20 protein-coding genes are annotated in these 15,434 nt (G+C 71.3%); 14 read left to right on the top strand and 6 right to left on the bottom strand.

Features of this window, described 5'->3' with window-relative positions; genetic code table 11:
• On the top strand, nt 1–877 hold an 877-nt coding region (locus RMO85_RS13800), incomplete at its 5' end, for a DUF5915 domain-containing protein (RefSeq protein ID WP_310529302.1).
• Nucleotides 878–973: 96 nt separating this feature from the next.
• On the opposite strand, the gene RMO85_RS13805 is transcribed toward RMO85_RS13800, so the two are convergent.
• Together RMO85_RS13805 and RMO85_RS13810 are read right to left on the bottom strand one after the other, a co-directional pair.
• Entirely contained in the window at nt 974–1,108 is a 135-nt protein-coding gene (locus tag RMO85_RS13805; protein WP_310529303.1) for a hypothetical protein, read from the bottom strand.
• A gap of 284 nt (nt 1,109–1,392) precedes the next feature.
• Nucleotides 1,393–2,235: a TIGR03619 family F420-dependent LLM class oxidoreductase gene (locus RMO85_RS13810; protein ID WP_310529304.1), complete on the bottom strand. Its 843-nt coding sequence runs from the start codon at nt 2,233–2,235 to the stop codon at nt 1,393–1,395.
• A gap of 53 nt (nt 2,236–2,288) precedes the next feature.
• On the opposite strand from RMO85_RS13810, the gene dapE reads away from it, so the two are divergent.
• From dapE to RMO85_RS13835, 5 genes are all read left to right on the top strand, one after another.
• Nucleotides 2,289–3,344: a succinyl-diaminopimelate desuccinylase gene (gene dapE / locus RMO85_RS13815; protein WP_310529305.1), complete on the top strand. Its 1,056-nt coding sequence runs from the start codon at nt 2,289–2,291 to the stop codon at nt 3,342–3,344.
• A gap of 61 nt (nt 3,345–3,405) precedes the next feature.
• Nucleotides 3,406–4,167, top strand: coding sequence for a TIGR00730 family Rossman fold protein (locus RMO85_RS13820; protein WP_310529306.1), 762 nt, complete (start codon nt 3,406–3,408; stop codon nt 4,165–4,167).
• A 7-nt stretch (nt 4,168–4,174) separates the two neighbouring features.
• Nucleotides 4,175–4,474 carry a DivIVA domain-containing protein gene (locus tag RMO85_RS13825; protein ID WP_310529319.1) on the top strand — a complete coding sequence of 100 codons (300 nt, stop codon included), beginning with the start codon at nt 4,175–4,177 and terminating at the stop codon, nt 4,472–4,474.
• A 15-nt stretch (nt 4,475–4,489) separates the two neighbouring features.
• Nucleotides 4,490–4,915: a hypothetical protein gene (locus RMO85_RS13830; protein WP_310529307.1), complete on the top strand. Its 426-nt coding sequence runs from the start codon at nt 4,490–4,492 to the stop codon at nt 4,913–4,915.
• Nucleotides 4,912–5,670 carry a M14 family zinc carboxypeptidase gene (locus RMO85_RS13835; protein WP_310529308.1) on the top strand — a complete coding sequence of 253 codons (759 nt, stop codon included), beginning with the start codon at nt 4,912–4,914 and terminating at the stop codon, nt 5,668–5,670. The genes RMO85_RS13830 and RMO85_RS13835 overlap by 4 nt, the downstream gene beginning before the upstream one ends.
• An 18-nt stretch (nt 5,671–5,688) precedes the next feature.
• Here RMO85_RS13835 and RMO85_RS13840 read toward each other — a convergent pair whose 3' ends face one another.
• Both RMO85_RS13840 and RMO85_RS13845 read right to left on the bottom strand, forming a co-directional pair.
• A complete protein-coding gene (locus RMO85_RS13840) occupies nt 5,689–6,492 on the bottom strand; it encodes an enoyl-CoA hydratase-related protein (protein WP_310529309.1) in 804 nt (267 codons plus the stop codon).
• 41 nt (nt 6,493–6,533) lie between these two features.
• Nucleotides 6,534–7,319 (bottom strand): PaaX family transcriptional regulator C-terminal domain-containing protein, encoded by a 786-nt coding sequence (locus RMO85_RS13845; RefSeq protein WP_310529310.1) that lies wholly within the window; start codon nt 7,317–7,319, stop codon nt 6,534–6,536.
• Between the two features lie 167 nt (nt 7,320–7,486).
• On the opposite strand from RMO85_RS13845, the gene RMO85_RS13850 reads away from it, so the two are divergent.
• The 3 genes from RMO85_RS13850 to RMO85_RS13860 are packed head-to-tail and all read left to right on the top strand — an operon-like array spanning nt 7,487 to nt 9,527.
• The gene (locus tag RMO85_RS13850) at nt 7,487–7,654 is read left to right on the top strand and encodes a DUF3117 domain-containing protein (RefSeq protein WP_207769474.1); all 168 of its coding nucleotides are present in this window, start codon (nt 7,487–7,489) and stop codon (nt 7,652–7,654) included.
• A 2-nt stretch (nt 7,655–7,656) separates the two neighbouring features.
• Entirely contained in the window at nt 7,657–9,189 is a 1,533-nt protein-coding gene (locus tag RMO85_RS13855) for a leucyl aminopeptidase family protein (protein ID WP_310529311.1), read from the top strand.
• Nucleotides 9,189–9,527 carry a hypothetical protein gene (locus RMO85_RS13860; protein ID WP_310529312.1) on the top strand — a complete coding sequence of 113 codons (339 nt, stop codon included), beginning with the start codon at nt 9,189–9,191 and terminating at the stop codon, nt 9,525–9,527. Before RMO85_RS13855 ends, RMO85_RS13860 begins: the two co-directional genes overlap by 1 nt.
• A gap of 4 nt (nt 9,528–9,531) precedes the next feature.
• Here RMO85_RS13860 and RMO85_RS13865 read toward each other — a convergent pair whose 3' ends face one another.
• Nucleotides 9,532–10,170, bottom strand: coding sequence for an O-methyltransferase (locus RMO85_RS13865; protein ID WP_397203933.1), 639 nt, complete (start codon nt 10,168–10,170; stop codon nt 9,532–9,534).
• 244 nt (nt 10,171–10,414) lie between these two features.
• Here RMO85_RS13865 and sigE point away from each other — a divergent pair, with 244 nt between their 5' ends.
• Genes sigE through RMO85_RS13880 form a run of 3 tightly spaced genes read left to right on the top strand, consistent with a single transcriptional unit; the run spans nt 10,415 to nt 13,013 of the window.
• Complete coding sequence (gene sigE / locus RMO85_RS13870) at nt 10,415–11,005, top strand: RNA polymerase sigma factor SigE (protein ID WP_397203928.1); 591 nt, start codon at nt 10,415–10,417, stop codon at nt 11,003–11,005.
• On the top strand, nt 11,005–11,571 hold the full coding sequence (locus RMO85_RS13875) for a hypothetical protein (protein ID WP_310529314.1): 567 nt from the start codon (nt 11,005–11,007) through the stop codon (nt 11,569–11,571). Before sigE ends, RMO85_RS13875 begins: the two co-directional genes overlap by 1 nt.
• Nucleotides 11,568–13,013, top strand: coding sequence for a trypsin-like peptidase domain-containing protein (locus RMO85_RS13880; RefSeq protein WP_310529315.1), 1,446 nt, complete (start codon nt 11,568–11,570; stop codon nt 13,011–13,013). Before RMO85_RS13875 ends, RMO85_RS13880 begins: the two co-directional genes overlap by 4 nt.
• Before the next feature lie 12 nt (nt 13,014–13,025).
• Here RMO85_RS13880 and RMO85_RS13885 read toward each other — a convergent pair whose 3' ends face one another.
• On the bottom strand, nt 13,026–13,268 hold the full coding sequence (locus RMO85_RS13885) for a helix-turn-helix domain-containing protein (protein WP_310529316.1): 243 nt from the start codon (nt 13,266–13,268) through the stop codon (nt 13,026–13,028).
• 130 nt (nt 13,269–13,398) lie between these two features.
• Between RMO85_RS13885 and RMO85_RS13890 the strand changes: the two genes are divergently transcribed.
• Both RMO85_RS13890 and RMO85_RS13895 read left to right on the top strand, forming a co-directional pair.
• Nucleotides 13,399–14,070, top strand: coding sequence for a hypothetical protein (locus RMO85_RS13890; RefSeq protein ID WP_310529317.1), 672 nt, complete (start codon nt 13,399–13,401; stop codon nt 14,068–14,070).
• 14 nt (nt 14,071–14,084) lie between these two features.
• Nucleotides 14,085–15,335: a hypothetical protein gene (locus tag RMO85_RS13895; protein WP_310529318.1), complete on the top strand. Its 1,251-nt coding sequence runs from the start codon at nt 14,085–14,087 to the stop codon at nt 15,333–15,335.
• Nucleotides 15,336–15,434 lie beyond the last annotated feature (99 nt).

Here is a 15,434-nt window from a genome sequence, read left to right on the forward strand (position 1 = left end):
CAACAGCGACTCGACCGAGGCGTTCGACACGCTCTACCCGGTGCTCGAGACCCTCTGCCGTGTCACGGCGCCGCTCCTGCCGCTCGTCACCGAGGAGGTGTGGCGCGGGCTCACCGGTGGGCGCTCCGTGCACCTGACCGACTGGCCGAGCATCGAGGCGTTGCCGCAGGACGAGGAGCTCGTGGCGGCGATGGACTCGATCCGCGAGGTCTGCTCGGCGGGCTCCGCTCTCCGCAAGGGCGCGAGCCTGCGCAACCGGCTCCCACTCGCGGAGCTGACGATCGTGGTCGCCCGTCCCGACCGCCTCGTGCCGTTCACCTCGATCGTCGCCGATGAGCTCAATGTCAAGGGCGTCCGGCTCCTCGACGTCGCGACCGACGAAGCGCACGCCTATGGCGTCCAGCAGCGGCTCACGGTCAACGCCCGGGCCGCCGGGCCGCGCCTCGGCAAGGACGTGCAGCTCGCGATCAGGGGCTCGAAGTCCGGCGACTGGAGCATCGCCGCCGACGGCACGGTCACCGCTGGTGGTCTGGCGCTCGTCGAAGGGGAGTTCTCGCTCGAGACGGTCGCAGCCGACACCGGCGCCGACACCGCGACCGGCGTGCTGCCCGGCGGCGGCTTCGTCGTGCTCGACACCGCGCTGACCCCCGAGCTCGAGGCCGAGGGCGTGGCACGCGACCTGGTCCGAGCGGTCCAGCAGGCCCGCCGCGACGCCGGTCTCGACGTCAGTGACCGCATCTCGCTGAGCCTCAGCGGCCCGGCCATCGTGCTCGATGCCGCCCGCACCCACGAGGCCATGCTCGCGCAGGAGACGCTGGCCACGAGCGTGTCGTACGCCGATGCGCCGGACATCGCCGTCGAGGTGACGCGCGTCTGATCACCGCTCCGTCGGACGTCATGCGGGACGTCCGACGATCCGGGTCCTCGGGCAGCCGCTTCGTCGGACGTCCCGGCCAATGTCCGACGAAGTGGCTCAGCGGCGGCTCGCGACCGCGAGCAGCAACGAGAGCACGGAGCCGACCAACGGTGTGGCCAGCGCGACCAGCCAGAGGGGCAGGCGGCGGGACTCACCCCAGATGAAGCCGATCACGGTTCGCGCCAGCAGCATCGGGACAGTTGCGGTGCCGATCGTGTAGGCGACGCAATGCCCACAGGACGATGCCGAAGAGAATCGCTCCGACCAAGGCAGAGACGAGCGAGATCGCCACAGCCTTGCGGCGATCAGCCGGCGATCAGCCGGCGACCGTCGGGGACCGATCCAGAGCTCCCACCCGCGTGAGAGCGGCCCCTATGTGGGGTCGGGACGCCAGCCGGCAGCCGGGCTCCATCCGGGCGGGGGCATGGGCCAGTTGGGTGGAGGGTTGTAGCGCATCGGTTGATTCCATCCGTGGGTCAGGGCAGCCGGGACGCCACCTTGTCGAGGTGGGCGACCACGGTCGCCTCGTCGGCGTCGGGGACACCCCAGATCAGGTCGGTGATCCCGGCTTCGGCCCAGAGCCCGAAGTCACCCGGTGTCGGCCGGCTGACGACCAGCAGGTGGATCTGCGGCGCCCCGAAGCGTCCGGCGGCGGCCCACTCGGCGCGCAGGAGCGCCGCCTTCGCGGCGATGTCTGACGTGCGAGGCGTGGTCATCCAGCCGTCGGCATGGGCCGCGATCCAGGCGGCCGTCCGGGGCCCGGCCTCCGCGCCGAGGACGAACGGGATGTGCGGCTGGACCGGCTTGGGGTAGGCCCAGGACGCCCCGAACGACACGAACTCGCCGTGGTAGGCCGCCTCCTCCTGGGTCCACAGCGCGCGCATCGCCTCGATGTACTCCTTCAGGACCGTCCGCCGCTTCCCGGCCGGGACACGGTGGTCGGCGAGCTCGTCGGTGTTCCAGCCGAAGCCGGCGCCGATCGTGACGCGGCCGCCGGAGAGGTGGTCGAGGGTGGCGATCGTCTTGGCGAGCGTGATCGGGTCGGACTCGACTGGCAGCGACACCGCGGTGCCGAGACGGATCGTCGACGTGACGGCCGCTGCGGTCGCCAGCGCGACCCACGGGTCGAGCGTGCGCAGGTAGCGATCGTCGGGCAGGGACTCGTCCCCGGTACCGGGGTGGGCCGCGTTGCGGCGTACGGGAATGTGGGTGTGCTCGGGCACGTAGAACGTGTCGAAGCCCCGCTCCTCGGCCGCGCGGGCGCAGGCGGCCGGGGTGATGCCGCGGTCGCTGGTGAACAGGACGACACCGTTGCGCATGGCAGAAGACTAGAACACGTTCTCGTTGCGCGCCCGGATGGTTGGATGGCGCCATGACGCTGGACCTGACGGCCGACGCCGTGACCCTGACCGAACAACTCGTCAACATCGAGTCGGTCTCCCACCACGAAGCCGCCATCGCCGACGCGGTCGAGGAGGCGCTGCGGCCGCTCCCGCACCTCACGGTCACTCGCCGCGGGCACACCGTGATCGCGCGGACGGACCTCGGTCGCGTGGAGCGGGTCGTGATCGCCGGGCACCTCGACACGGTCCCGCTCAACGACAACCTGCCCGCGAGACGCGACGGCGAGATCATGCACGGCCTCGGCACCTGCGACATGAAGGGCGGCGACGCGGTGATGCTCAAGCTCGCCGCCGACGTGCCCGAGCCCAACCGCGACGTCACCTTCATCTTCTACGAGGCGGAGGAGGTCGACTCGGTCCACAACGGCCTGCGCCTGCTCAGCGAGAGCGACCCCGACCTGATGACCGCCGACTTCGCGATCCTGATGGAGCCCAGCAACGCCAACGTCGAGGCGGGCTGCCAGGGCACCATGCGCGTCGACGTCCGCACGACCGGCGAGCGCTCGCACTCGGCGCGCAGCTGGAAGGGGGTCAACGCGATCCACAAGGCGGCTCCGATCCTGGCTCGTCTGGGCGGCTACGTCGCGCGCCAGCCCGTAATCGACGGCCTGACCTACCACGAGGGGCTCAACGCCACCGGTATCCGCGGTGGCGTTGCCGGCAACGTGATCCCCGACGAGTGCGTGGTCGAGGTCAACTTCCGGTTCGCGCCGGACCGGGACGAGGCCGACGCCGAAGCGTTCGTCCGCGACTTCTTCGAGGGCTACGAGGTCACGGTCACCGACATGGCGGCGGGCGCCCTGCCCGGGCTCGACCGGCCCGCCGCGAAGGCGTTCGTCGAGGCGGTCGGCGGCGAGGTGGCACCGAAGTTCGGGTGGACCGACGTCGCTCGCTTCACCTCGCTCGGCGTCCCGGCCGTCAACTTCGGCCCGGGGGACCCGATGTTCGCCCACAAGCAGGACGAGCACGTGCCGATCGAGCACATCATGCGCTGCGAGCGGCAGCTGAAGGAGTGGTTGGCATGAGAACCCCACGGCGTTCCTGTCCACCGTTGCGCTCGCCCGAACAACGCCGAGGGGATCGCGCATGACCGAGCACTTCATGGGCCCGGTGATGACACGCCGCGGCCAGGTCGAGGAAGGCACCAGCACCACCGACCAGCGGCTGCTCGACTCACGCGGACCGGCCGACTGGGTGCACACCGATCCCTGGCGCGTGCTCCGGATCCAGTCCGAGTTCGTCGAGGGCTTCGGTGCGCTCGCCGAGCTCGGCCCCGCCATCGCCGTGTTCGGGTCGGCGCGCACCGGCGTCGACCACCGTGACTACGCCACCGCCGAGGAGATCGGCAAGCGACTGGCCCACGAGGGCTTCGCCGTCATCACCGGCGGTGGACCCGGTGCGATGGAGGCCGCCAACAAGGGCGCCAGCGAGGCCGGCGGCATCAGTGTCGGACTCGGCATCGAGCTGCCCTTCGAGGCCGGACTCAACCAGTGGGTCGACAAGGGCATCAACTTCCGATACTTCTTCACCCGCAAGACGATGTTCGTGAAGTACAGCCAGGGCTTCGTCGTGCTCCCCGGCGGTCTCGGCACGTTCGACGAGCTCTTCGAGGCCCTCACCCTCGTGCAGACCCAGAAGGTGACGTCCTTCCCGGTCGTGCTGCTGGGGACGGCGTACTGGCAGGGCCTGGTCGACTGGCTGCGCGACACGGTGCTTGCCGAGGGCAAGATCAGCGCGGCGGATCTGGAGATGTTCACCGTCACCGATGACGTCGACCTGGCCGTCGAGATGATGGTCAAGGCCCGTGAGGGTCGCGTCGCCACGCCCGACGCCGAGCGGCCGGAGTGAGCCGGTGATGTGGCTGTTCGCGGTCCTGGTCGTGCTGGCGATGGGCGGGGTCGCCCTGGTGGCCTCCGGGAGAACCGGCGCCCTGCCCGAGGAGTACGACGACCGGCCGGACGTGCGCGTCCCGGTTGGTCGCCTGCACGGCTCCGACCTGCGCCGAGTCCGCTTCTCGCTGGCTGTGCGCGGCTACCGCATGAGCGAGGTCGACACGCTGCTCGCGCGGCTGGCCGACCAGCTCGACACACCGACCGATCAGACACCCGCTGAAACCGCCCACGAGACCTCACATGGCGGTCCGCCCCCCCTCTGAGGCACACTCCCGAACATGTTCCTCGAAGTTCTCGTCTACGTCCTGACCCCGTTGGCCGCGGTGGTCGTGGTCCTGACGCGCCTGCGGCTCAGTGGTGACGGGAGCGCTGCGGGTCGACTCCAGATCAGCCATCGGCTGCTGCTCGTCCACACCGTCGTCGGCGCCCTCGCGCTCGTCCTGTGGGTGCTGTTCCTCGTGTTCCCGCCCGACAACCCGCTCGGCGGCTCGGCAGTGGGCATCGTGGCGATCGGCCTGTGGTGGGTCACCACCATCGTCGGGCTGCTGGTCCTGGCCCGCTGGCTGCCGGCCCGCGGCAAGCATGCCGAGCCCGCCGCGACCGACTCCTGGGCTCAGGGCCCGTGGCTCTCGATGCTCGCGCACATCGGGCTGCTCGTCGGCGTCCTGGTCTTCACCTACGCCTACCTCACCTCGGCCGTATGACCAGGCTGCTCGGGCCGGTGCTGCTGCTCGCCATGCTGCCGCTCGCCGTCACGACCTCGGCCTCCTCCGACGACCGGTCGTACGCCGCTGCGTCGGCCCCTCCCCGCGGGGTGGTCGAGCGCCGGGTGATCGGCACGTCGGTCGGCGGGCGACCGATCCGGGCCTGGCGACTGGGCCAGCCGGGCAAGCGGCGCGTCGTGCTGGTCTCGACCATGCACGGCAACGAGCCGCACACGCGGCAGATCCTGACCAGCCTGCGTGACGGCCGGCGCATCCGCGGCATCGATCTCTGGGTGATCCCGACCTACAACCCCGACGGTCTCGCCCGGCACTCCCGGCGCAACGCGCACGGGGTCGACCTCAACCGCAACTACCCCTACGACTGGGTCGATCTGGACGGCAACCACGAGTCCGGCCCGCGTCCCGGGAGTGAGCCCGAGACCCGCGCAGTGATGCGGTTCCTGCGGCGGATCGACCCGCAGCGGCTGATCGGATTCCACCAGCCGCTCAACGGTGTCGACACCGACACCAAGGACTCCGGGTTCGCCCGCCGGCTCGCCCGCGCGCTCCGCCTGCCGCGGACCAGGTTGGACTGCGGCGGCCTGTGCCACGGAACGATGACCGGCTGGTTCAACGCCAACTTCAAGGGCGCGGCCCTGACGGTCGAGTACGCCGCACACCCCTCGTGGCGACGGATGACGATCGAGGCGCCACGCCAGCTCCTCGGCGTGCTCGGCGCACACCGCGCCCGCTGAGCGGCCGGCGGCGCAGGCTCAGCGGCCCTGGAAGACCGGCTTCTCCTTCGCCAGGAAGGCGGCAACGGCGGCGGCGTGGTCCGCGCTCGCGCCGGTGCGGTTCATCGCCTCGCCCTCGTTGGCGAGTGAGTCGGCGAAGGTGTGCTGGGAGGAGAAGGCCACCGACTGGCGGATGGCGGCGAAGGCGAGCGTCGGTCCGGCGGCGAGCCGGGTCGCCAGCGCGGTGACGGTCTCGGCGAGCTCGGCCGCCGGGACGACCTGGTTGGCGAGCCCGAGCGCCTCGGAGTCCGAGGCCGAGACGGTGCTCGGGAAGTAGAGGAGCTCCAGCGCCTTGGCCTGCCCGACCAGCCGCGGCAGGTGATAGCTGGCACCGGTGTCGGCCGCGAGCGCGACGCCCGCGAAGGCGAAGTTGAAGCCGGCGGTGTCGGCGAGCACCCGCATGTCGCACGCCAGCGCGAGGGACGCGCCGGCGCCGGCCGCGACGCCGTTGACAGCCGCGACGACCGGCTTGGGCATGGTCGCCAGCGCGGTCACGATCGGGTTGTAGTGACGCTCGACGGTCGTGAAGAGAGCCTCGCTCGAGCCGCTGTGCAACAGTTCGATGTGCTCCTTGAGGTCCTGCCCCACGCAGAACCCCCGCCCGGTGCCCGTCAGCACCACACAGCGCACGGCGTCGTCGTCCGCGACCTGCTGCACGATGTCGCGCAGGAGCTCCTTGGTGGCGATGTCGAGGCTGTTCATCGCCTCGGGTCGGTTGAGCGTGATCGTGGCGATGCCGTTGTCGACGCTCAGCAGGACGGACTGGGGGGTTGGCTCACTCATGGTCGCAGTCTGCCCGATACGCACAGCCGCGTGGGAGCGGGTCAGGACGTCTGGAGGGTCCGGGCGACGAACGTCGTGGCGTCGGGTCGCAGCCGTTCGCTCTCGACCTGGAAGTAGGCATTCGCCCGGTGGCCCGGCCAGTCCCGGGGGAGCAGCTCGGGGGGCAGGCCGGGATCGGTGAAGAGGAACTTGCGCCACTCGTGGACGAGCCGGAAGCGTGCGGCGTAGGCCGCCTCCTCCGGGTCGTCGTGGGCCGCAAGGTCGGCCTCGACGTGGTCGGCGGCCACCTGCCTCCAGGTGGCGTACGCGGAACCCAGTGCGTCGAGGTCCCACGCCTGCACGGGAGCGTGCGCGGGATCGAAGTCCTCGGCGACCGCGGTGGTGGCGCTCGCGCCGACGCGATGCAGCGTCGTGTCGAGCTCGGCGCGGGCGAACGGACTCACCCACACCCGGTCGGCCAGCTCGGCATAGCCGAGGAACGGCAGGTCGCGCAGCACGGCCGCCCGGGTCGAGCGATCGGCGTACGGCGCCACGAACACCAGTTGCCACGAGCCGTCCCAGGCGCGGGGCTGGCGCTGGTAGATCCGGGTCGCCGACTCGTCCAGGCGGCGGACCGCCTGGGGTGTCGCGGCATAGCCACGGGCCCCGTCGACCGTCGCCGACGCGAGCCACCCCTGGGTCACCATGCGCGAGATGGCGGTCCGCACCGCCGGAGCCGCGATCCCGAGGGGGGCGAGCAGGCGCACGAGATCGGCCACGGCGGCCACGTTCTGGTGCGCGACGAGGTGGTCGCCGTACACATCGAAAAGTGCGGACCGAGCGTGCATGGGAGGAGTGTGCCAGCAGCGCGCGGTGCCCTGTGGTCCGCGTCACGCGCGTCATGGGGGATAATGGAGTCGTACGACGCCGTCGAGGAGGCCCCAGCCGCCTCGATTTCGCATGTGGAGCCAATGACCGGTGATCCACTCCAGCAGAATCAGGAAGAGGTGCGCCGATGGCCGCCATGAAGCCCAGGACGGGCGACGGACCACTCGAGGTGACCAAGGAGGGCCGCGGCATCGTCATGCGCGTGCCACTCGAGGGAGGTGGACGTCTCGTGGTCGAGCTCAACAAGGACGAGGCGGGTGCGCTCGGAGACGCGCTCAAGGACGTCGTCGGCTGATCGTGGCCGTCCTGTCGCAGCTTCCCGCCCAGGTCTCCCCACCGGAGTTCGCCCTCAGCCCGGCCCTGCCGCACCAGATCGGTGGTGCCGAGGTGTGGGCGCTGCCGGTGATCCCGGCGGACGGCCAGGGCGACTCGGTCGCCCTCGGTCCGGGTGCCGAGCAGGTGGGCGAGCTGTTCGGCCTCGATCTCATCAGACTCCTCGAGGCACAAGGGGCCACCGGCAAGACGGGTGAGGTGATCACCGTGCCGGTCGTCCACGATGACGTGCAGGTGCTCCTCCTCGTCGGGGTGGGGCAACAGTCGGTGACCGACTTCCGGCGCGCCGGTGCCACCCTGGCCCGCGCGACCAAGGACCGCGCCAGCGTCGCCACGTCGATCACCGCCATCGCGCCCGACGAGGGGCTCGGCGCCTTCGTCATCGGCGCGATGCTGGGATCCTTCGGCTTCCACTGGCGCTCGACCGGGCCCACGCAACGACCAGTCGCCCGGATAGTGCTGGGTGGCACCACCGACGAGGTCGCCGACGAGGAGCTCGCCCGCGCCCTCGCGGCCGGCGGAGCCGGCTGGCGCTCGCGGATGCTGGCGACGGTCCCGTCCAACCTCAAGACGCCGGCCTGGCTGGCCGAGCAGGCCGAGGAGCTGGCCTCGGGGGCCGGCCTCGAGGTCACGATCTGGGACGAGCAGCGGCTGGCCGAGGAAGGCTTCGGCGGCCTGCTCGCCGTGGGCGCTGCCTCGGTGTCGCCGCCCCGCCTGATCCGTCTCGACTACACGGCGCGCGGCGCCACCAAGAAGACTCCGACCGTCGTGCTGGTCGGCAAGGGCATCACCTTCGACACCGGTGGCCTCGACATCAAGACCCCTGAGGGCATGCTGTCGATGAAGCGCGACATGTCCGGCGGCGCTGCGGTGCTGGCCACGATGGCCGCGCTGCGCGACGTCCAGTGCTCGGTCAACGTGATCGGACTCGTGCCCGCGGCGGAGAACGCCATCGGCGGCGCCGCGATGCGCCCCGGCGACGTGATCCGTCACTACGGCGGTCGCACCAGCGAGGTCAACAACACCGACGCCGAGGGACGCCTCGTCATGGCCGACGCGATGGCCTATGCCGTGGCCGAGCTCAAGCCCGACGTCCTCGTCGACATCGCGACCCTGACCGGTGCGATGAAGGTCGCGCTCGGGCAGGGGACCGGCGGCTACTTCGCCAACAACGAACCCCTCGCCGGCCTGCTCGCGGAGGCGTCCGCCTTCTCGGGCGAGCTGCTCTGGCGGATGCCGCTCGTGGCCGACTACGAGGAGCGGGTCAGCTCCAAGGTCGCCGACGGCGACAACGCCGCCGGCGGTGCGGGCGCGATCACGGCGGCCCTCTTCCTCCAGCACTTCGCGGGCGACGTCCCGTGGGCGCACATCGACTTCGCCTCCATCGCCGAGGCCCCGGCCGAGCGCTACGAATGGACCCAGGGCCCGACCGGCTTCGGTCCGCGGCTGCTGCTCGCCTGGCTCGGCTCGCAGGCCCCGCTGGCAGGGATCGTGTGATGTTGGGGCTGACCGTGCGGTGGTCGTTGTCGGCGGCCGGGACCGGTGTCGACGAGGAGCTTGCGGCGTACGTCGCGGACACGTCCCACGCACGCTTCACCGGCATGGCCGGGCTCCAGTTCAAGACGTGGCGTACGGCGCCCGGCGAGTGGTTCGAGGGCTGTTACGTCTTCGCGTCCGACGAGGCACGCACCGAGTTCCAGACCACCTTCACCGCCGGTGCCGCCGACTCCGCCGTCTCCCAGATCGTCGGTTCCTCGCCGATCCTGATCGAGCCGTGCGACATCGTCGCGATCGCCGAGGGCTGGGAAGGCTTCACCGCGACCCCGCGCGCCTGAGACCTCAGGTCTCCGGAGTCCAGACCTTCTTCGCGACCAGCAGACCGTCGCCGACCGGGAGCAGGACGGGCACGAGCGAGTCGTTCTCGGCGACGGTGCGGCCGAGCTCGCGGATCGCGACGGTCTCTTCGTCACGCTGGGCGGGGTCGGCGACCCGGTCGTGCCACAGCGCGTTGTCGAACGCCACCACCCCTCCGGGGCGGAGCAGCCGCAGCGCCTCGGCCAGGTAGGCGGCGTACTCCCGCTTGTCGCCGTCGCAGAAGACGAGGTCGTAGTGGCCGTCGGTCAGGCGGGGGAGCACGTCGAGGCCGGCACCGGCGATGGTGCGGGCCCGGTTGGCGGGAATCCCGGCGTCGTTGAAGGTCTCCTTGGCGAGTCGTTGGTGCTCGGCCTCGATGTCGACCGTGGTCAGCACGCCGTCCGAGCGCATGCCGCGGAGCAGCCACAGTCCCGAGACACCGGTCCCGGTGCCGATCTCGACCACGGCGCGGGCGTCCAGCACGGAGGCCAGGAAGCGGAGGGCGGCGCCGCCACCGGAACCGATCGGGGCGACCCCGACCTCCTCGGCGCGGGCACGCGCAGCCGCCAGGATGTCGTCCTCCGCCACGAACTCCTCGGCGTAGGTCCAGCTCGCGGGCTTGATCGGGGTGGTGATGATGATCCTCCTGGAGACGAGACACGCGGATGCTTGACGCGTGGCAGCGACTCTATCGCTCCCGGCCGGGACTACGGGGAACACACGAGGCCACCCGTCCGTTGTCCACCACGAGTCGCAAACCCAGCCAGGTTCGTGGCGGTTTCACAGGGTCCTCTCAGGCCCGGTCCCTAGGTTGAGGAAGGTCAGAACACTGTTCGGTCAGCAACTCAGACGCCAAGGGGCACCGGTGATGGATCAGAGCGAGGCCACCGTCGGGGTGCCGACATGGGACGAGGTCGTCGAGAACCACTCCGACCGCGTCTTCCGCCTTGCCTATCGCCTCACCGGCAACCGCCCCGACGCCGAGGACCTGACGCAGGAGGTCTTCCTCCGGGTCTTCCGCTCGCTGGACACCTACACGCCCGGCACCTTCGAGGGCTGGCTGCACCGCATCACCACCAACCTCTTCCTCGACGGCGCCCGCCGCAAGCAGCGGATCCGCTTCGACGCCCTCTCCGACGAGAGGGCCGCGCGCCTCGAGAGCGCGGACGTCGCGCCCGAGACGTCGTATGCCGACCAGCGCTTCGACGACGACATCGAGCTCGCCCTCGCGACCCTGCCGCCCGACTTCCGGGCCGCGGTCGTGCTGTGCGACGTGGAGGGCCTGACCTACGAGGAGATCGCGGAGATCCTCGACGCCAAGCTCGGCACCGTCCGGTCCCGGATCCACCGTGGCCGCGCGATGCTGCGCCGCGCGCTCGCGCACCGCGCGCCCACCCAGGGGCGCGAGCGCTACGCCGGCCCGGTCCTCGGCTCCGACGCTGCGGGGCAGGTGTCGTGATGCACCTCGGGTCGCGGGTCAGCGCACTCCTCGACGGGCGGTTGCCGGCCGCGGAGGAGGAGCGCGCGTGGGCGCACGTCCACGAGTGCCACCCCTGCCGCGACCTCGTCGAGCGCGAGGGCTGGGTCAAGACCCGGCTGGCCGGGCTCTCCTTCGCCGACCGCACGGAGTGCGAGGCACCCGACCGGCTCAAGCACTCGCTGCTCGCCGCCGCGGGCTGTGGCTCAGCCCTGACCCCGTCGCAGTTCCCGACGGCAGCCCTCGGTGTCCGGGCGCGGCACCGCTCCCTGATCGCGATCGGCGGCGGCGCCGCTGGTGCGGCCGTCGTCGGAGTGCTCGCCCTCGGCGCGGCCGGTACGCCCCAGTTCGAGCGCAGGGCTCCGATCAGCGACCTCACTCGACCGACCCAGACCTCCACGCCGTCGGTCATCGACCGGACGGCCGACCCGGCGACCGGGCGCGGCCCCAAGCGGCAGCGCTTGGCGCGCCAGGACACCCCGCAGGGCGACCTCACCTCCCACGTCGTGGTGGCGCGCGAGGCGCCGCGGGTGACAATGGCTCCGTGAGCGACCAGACGTCCGGCCCCAACCCACCCGAACCCACCGTCGAGCCAGACGTCCGGCCCGACATCGAGGTCGCCGTGCCCCATGACGCTGTGCTGCGGGAGCCGGACGCGGAGCCCACGCAGCCGATCACCGGCGCCGGCTGGACGTCACCGTCCGACTCGCACCCGACGTCTGCCCCGGCGGCGCCGCCCCCGCAGCCGGCTCCTCAGCCGTCCCCGATCCCGCCCCAGCAGTCGCCGTGGGGTCCGCCCGTCGACCACCAGTCGGTGGGTCGGCCGGCCTACGCACCGTCCGCGCCGACGACCTCGATGCCGCTGAGCCGCGCCGACGCGCCGCGCGGGCGCGTGCCCGGCTGGATCTGGCCGGTCGTGGCCGTGCTTGCGCTGCTGGTGGGCCTGATGGGCGGCTTCCTCGGTGCCCTGGGCTACGACCGCTGGGACGGCCGCGCTTCGACGTACGACGACGGGCTGGCTTCCGTACAGACGCAGGACGTCGCTCCGCTCGACGCGGACAACGGCTCGATCCCGGCCGTCGCGCAGGCGCTGCTGCCCAGCACCGTGCAGATCATCGCCGCGTTCCAGGGCGACGACGAGGGCGCCACCGGTTCAGGCTTCGTGCTCGACCGTCAGGGCCACATCGTCACCAACAACCACGTCGTGCAGTCAGCGGCCGAGGATGACGGCCCGATCAAGGTGGTCGACTTCGAGGGCGTTCGGCACGAGGCCACGGTGGTCGGTCGCAGCCCTGTCTATGACCTGGCCATCTTGAAGATCGACGACGCCGACGGCCTCGAGCCGGCCGCGCTGGGCGCGTCGCTGGTCCTTCACGTGGGCGACCCGGTCGTCGCGTTCGGCTCGCCGCTCGGCCTGAGCCAGACGGTGACCTCGGGCATCGTCAGCGCGCTCAACCGCCCGGTCACCACGGGCGAGGAGGACAACATCTCGTCCTACATCAACGCGGTGCAGACCGACGCCGCGATCAATCCCGGCAACTCGGGTGGCCCGCTCGTCAATCTCGCCGGCGCGGTGGTCGGGGTCAACTCCGCCATCGCGACCACGGGCGGTGGTGGTCTCGCGGGCGGCGGCGCGGGCAACATCGGGGTCGGCTTCGCCATCCCGATCGAGCAGGTCCGGACCACGGCGGACCAGATCCTCAAGAGCGGCGAGGCGCAGTATCCCGTGATCGGCGCCGAGGTCCGCACCGGTGGCTCCGCTTCCGTGGGCGCCCTCATCACCGAGGTCACCAAGGACGCTCCGGCCGAGGACGCGGGTCTGTTGAAGAACGACGTCGTGACCGAGGTCGACGAGCTGCCGGTCACCGACGGCATCGCACTGATCGTGGCCATCCGCACTCACCAGCCCGGCGAGACGATCGAGTTCACGGTGGTGCGCGGCGGGTCGGAGAAGACCGTGAAGATCACCCTCGGCGGCGAGGTCGGCTGAGCCGGTCGAGGATCAGCTGTCGCCGCCGCCGGCGTCGCTGTCCACGAACGGGTGGTCCAGGACGAAGGTCTTGGTCTCGTCGTACATCCGCTCGATGAACTTCTCCAGCTCCGAGCCCTCCACCCGCCACTGCCCGCGGCCGCCGATCTTGATGGCGGGCAGGTCGCCACGTCGCACGAGGGCGTAGACCTGCGCGCTCGAGGTGTTGAGCACCTCAGCCACGTCGGCCAGCGTGAGGAAGCGGGGGGAGGCCATGGCGAACATCGTGCCACTGGGGACCCCGACGAGGGTACGCCGCCTCGCGACCTGTGGAGAACTCACGATCCTTCGCTGCAGTTGTGGACAAGCACTCGTCCGGAAGCGTGTCTGAGGCCATGATGATCGGGTGTCTCGGACTCACGCTGCCATCGACGCGCCCACCGCCATCCGTGCCCAGCCCGCGGGCTGGCGCGATCCCCGGCTCTGGATCGGGATCGCGATCGTGGCCGTCTCGATCATTGCCGGCGCCCGCATCCTCGGGGCGGGCGACGACTCGGTGACCGTCTGGGCGGCCGCGCGTGACCTGGCGCCGGGCGACACGGTGCGCGCGGACGACCTCGTGTCCATCTCCGTGAGGTTCGCCGACAGTACCGACCTGGACCACTACCTGCTGACCTCGTCGACGCTGCCCGAGGACCTGCGGCTGACCCGGGGCCTGGGCGTCGGTGAGCTGGTGCCCGCCGCCGCCCTCGGATCCAGCGAGGGGGCCGACACGGTGATCGTGTCCCTGGCGTTCCCGCCCGAGCTGATCCCGACCAACATCGGCGCGGGTTCGGTGATCGAGCTGCTGGTGATCCCCGACGACAACGCAGGCAACGCCGAGGCGCAGACCGGTGAGCCGACCACGGTGCTCTCCGATGTGGTCGTCATCGACGCCCCGTCCGCCACCGACTCGTTGGGCAGTGTCAGCCGCGGCCGTCAGCTGGTGCTGGGGATCCCCGAGGCGGAGTCCGACGCGTTGACCGAGATCCTGGCCGCCAGCGAGGACCAGCGCGTGCGCGTGCTCGTCCGCGGCTGAGGGAGGTCGAGGAGATGATCTGCGTCCTGATGATGGCGTCGGGCGCCAGCTGGGAGTCGGAAGCGCTCGCCCGGCTGACGAAGGCGGGCGGCGTCGTCGTGCTCAAGCGCTGTGTCGACGTCGACGACCTGCTCGCCACCGCCACCAGCGGCCAGGCCGACGTGGCCGTCGTCGGGCTCGATGCGCCCGGACTCGACACGTCCTCGGTGTCACACCTGCGGAGGTACGCCGTCCGGCCGGTCGCCGTCGCCATGGCCGACGTCGACGACCTCGACGTCCGCTCCCGGGCCGAGCGACTGGGGATCACGGCTCTGGTGGCGGCCGACGACCTCGACTCGCTGGCCGAGGTGGTCTCGAGGGTGGATGACATCTCCGACACGCGCGTCCGCGATGGCGACGACCTGCCGGTTGCCGCCGCCGTGCCCACCGACGAGCATCGGATCGTCGCGATCTGGGGTCCGGGCGGAGCGCCGGGCCGCACCACGCTCGCCGTCTCGGTCGCGGCCGAGCTCGCCCGTCGTGGGAGTCCGACAGTGCTGGTCGATGCCGACCCATACGGGGGCGGGGTGGCCCAGCAGCTGGGCATCCTCGATGAGGTGTCCGGGCTCCTCTCGGCAGCCCGGCTGGCCGGGGCGGGCCAGCTCGGCGACCGCTTCGCCTCCACCACGCGTGCCGTCGGCGACCACCTGAGCGTGATCACCGGCCTTCCTCGCGCCGACCGGTGGATCGAGGTGCGGGCGACCCACCTGGAGTCCGTGCTGGACCGGGCCGGCGACGTGGGAAATGTGATCCTCGACACAGGGTTCTGTCTCGAGGACGATCCTGGCGGCGACTTCGGCGCCAGACCTGCACGCAACGCCATGACCCTGACGGCACTGGCGAAGGCCGATGAGATCGTCGTCGTGGGCGCCGCGGACCCGGTCGGCCTGTCGCGGCTGGCACGCGGTCTCGTGGACCTGCGGGAGGTGACCGGCGGAGCGCCGGTCCGGGTGGTCGTCAACCGCATGCGCCCCGGTCTGGGCTGGTCGGAGCGTGAGATCGCCGGCATGGTCGAGGGCTTCTCCCGCGTCTGTGGCCTGCACTTCCTGCCCGACGACCAGTCCGCGACCGATCGCGCGCTCATCGCGGGCAGGTCGTTGGTCGAGAGTGGTGACGGCCACCTCGTGCGCGCACTTGGCGCAGTGGTGGACGCGATCTTCCCGGCGTCGCTTGACGGTGAGGCGCCGCGCCGCGGGCGTGTCCGCCGCCGATTTGCGCGACTTTGAGGATTCGGCCACATCGCGTCCTGCCTGCTACGAAGATGGTCCCCCCGCAACCATTTTGATCAAGGACCCCCCCGTCATGATCGTTATCCGCGCGCGCTC

The sequence above is a fragment of the Nocardioides sp. genome, assembly GCF_031422975.1.
Taxonomy (GTDB): domain Bacteria; phylum Actinomycetota; class Actinomycetes; order Propionibacteriales; family Nocardioidaceae; genus Nocardioides.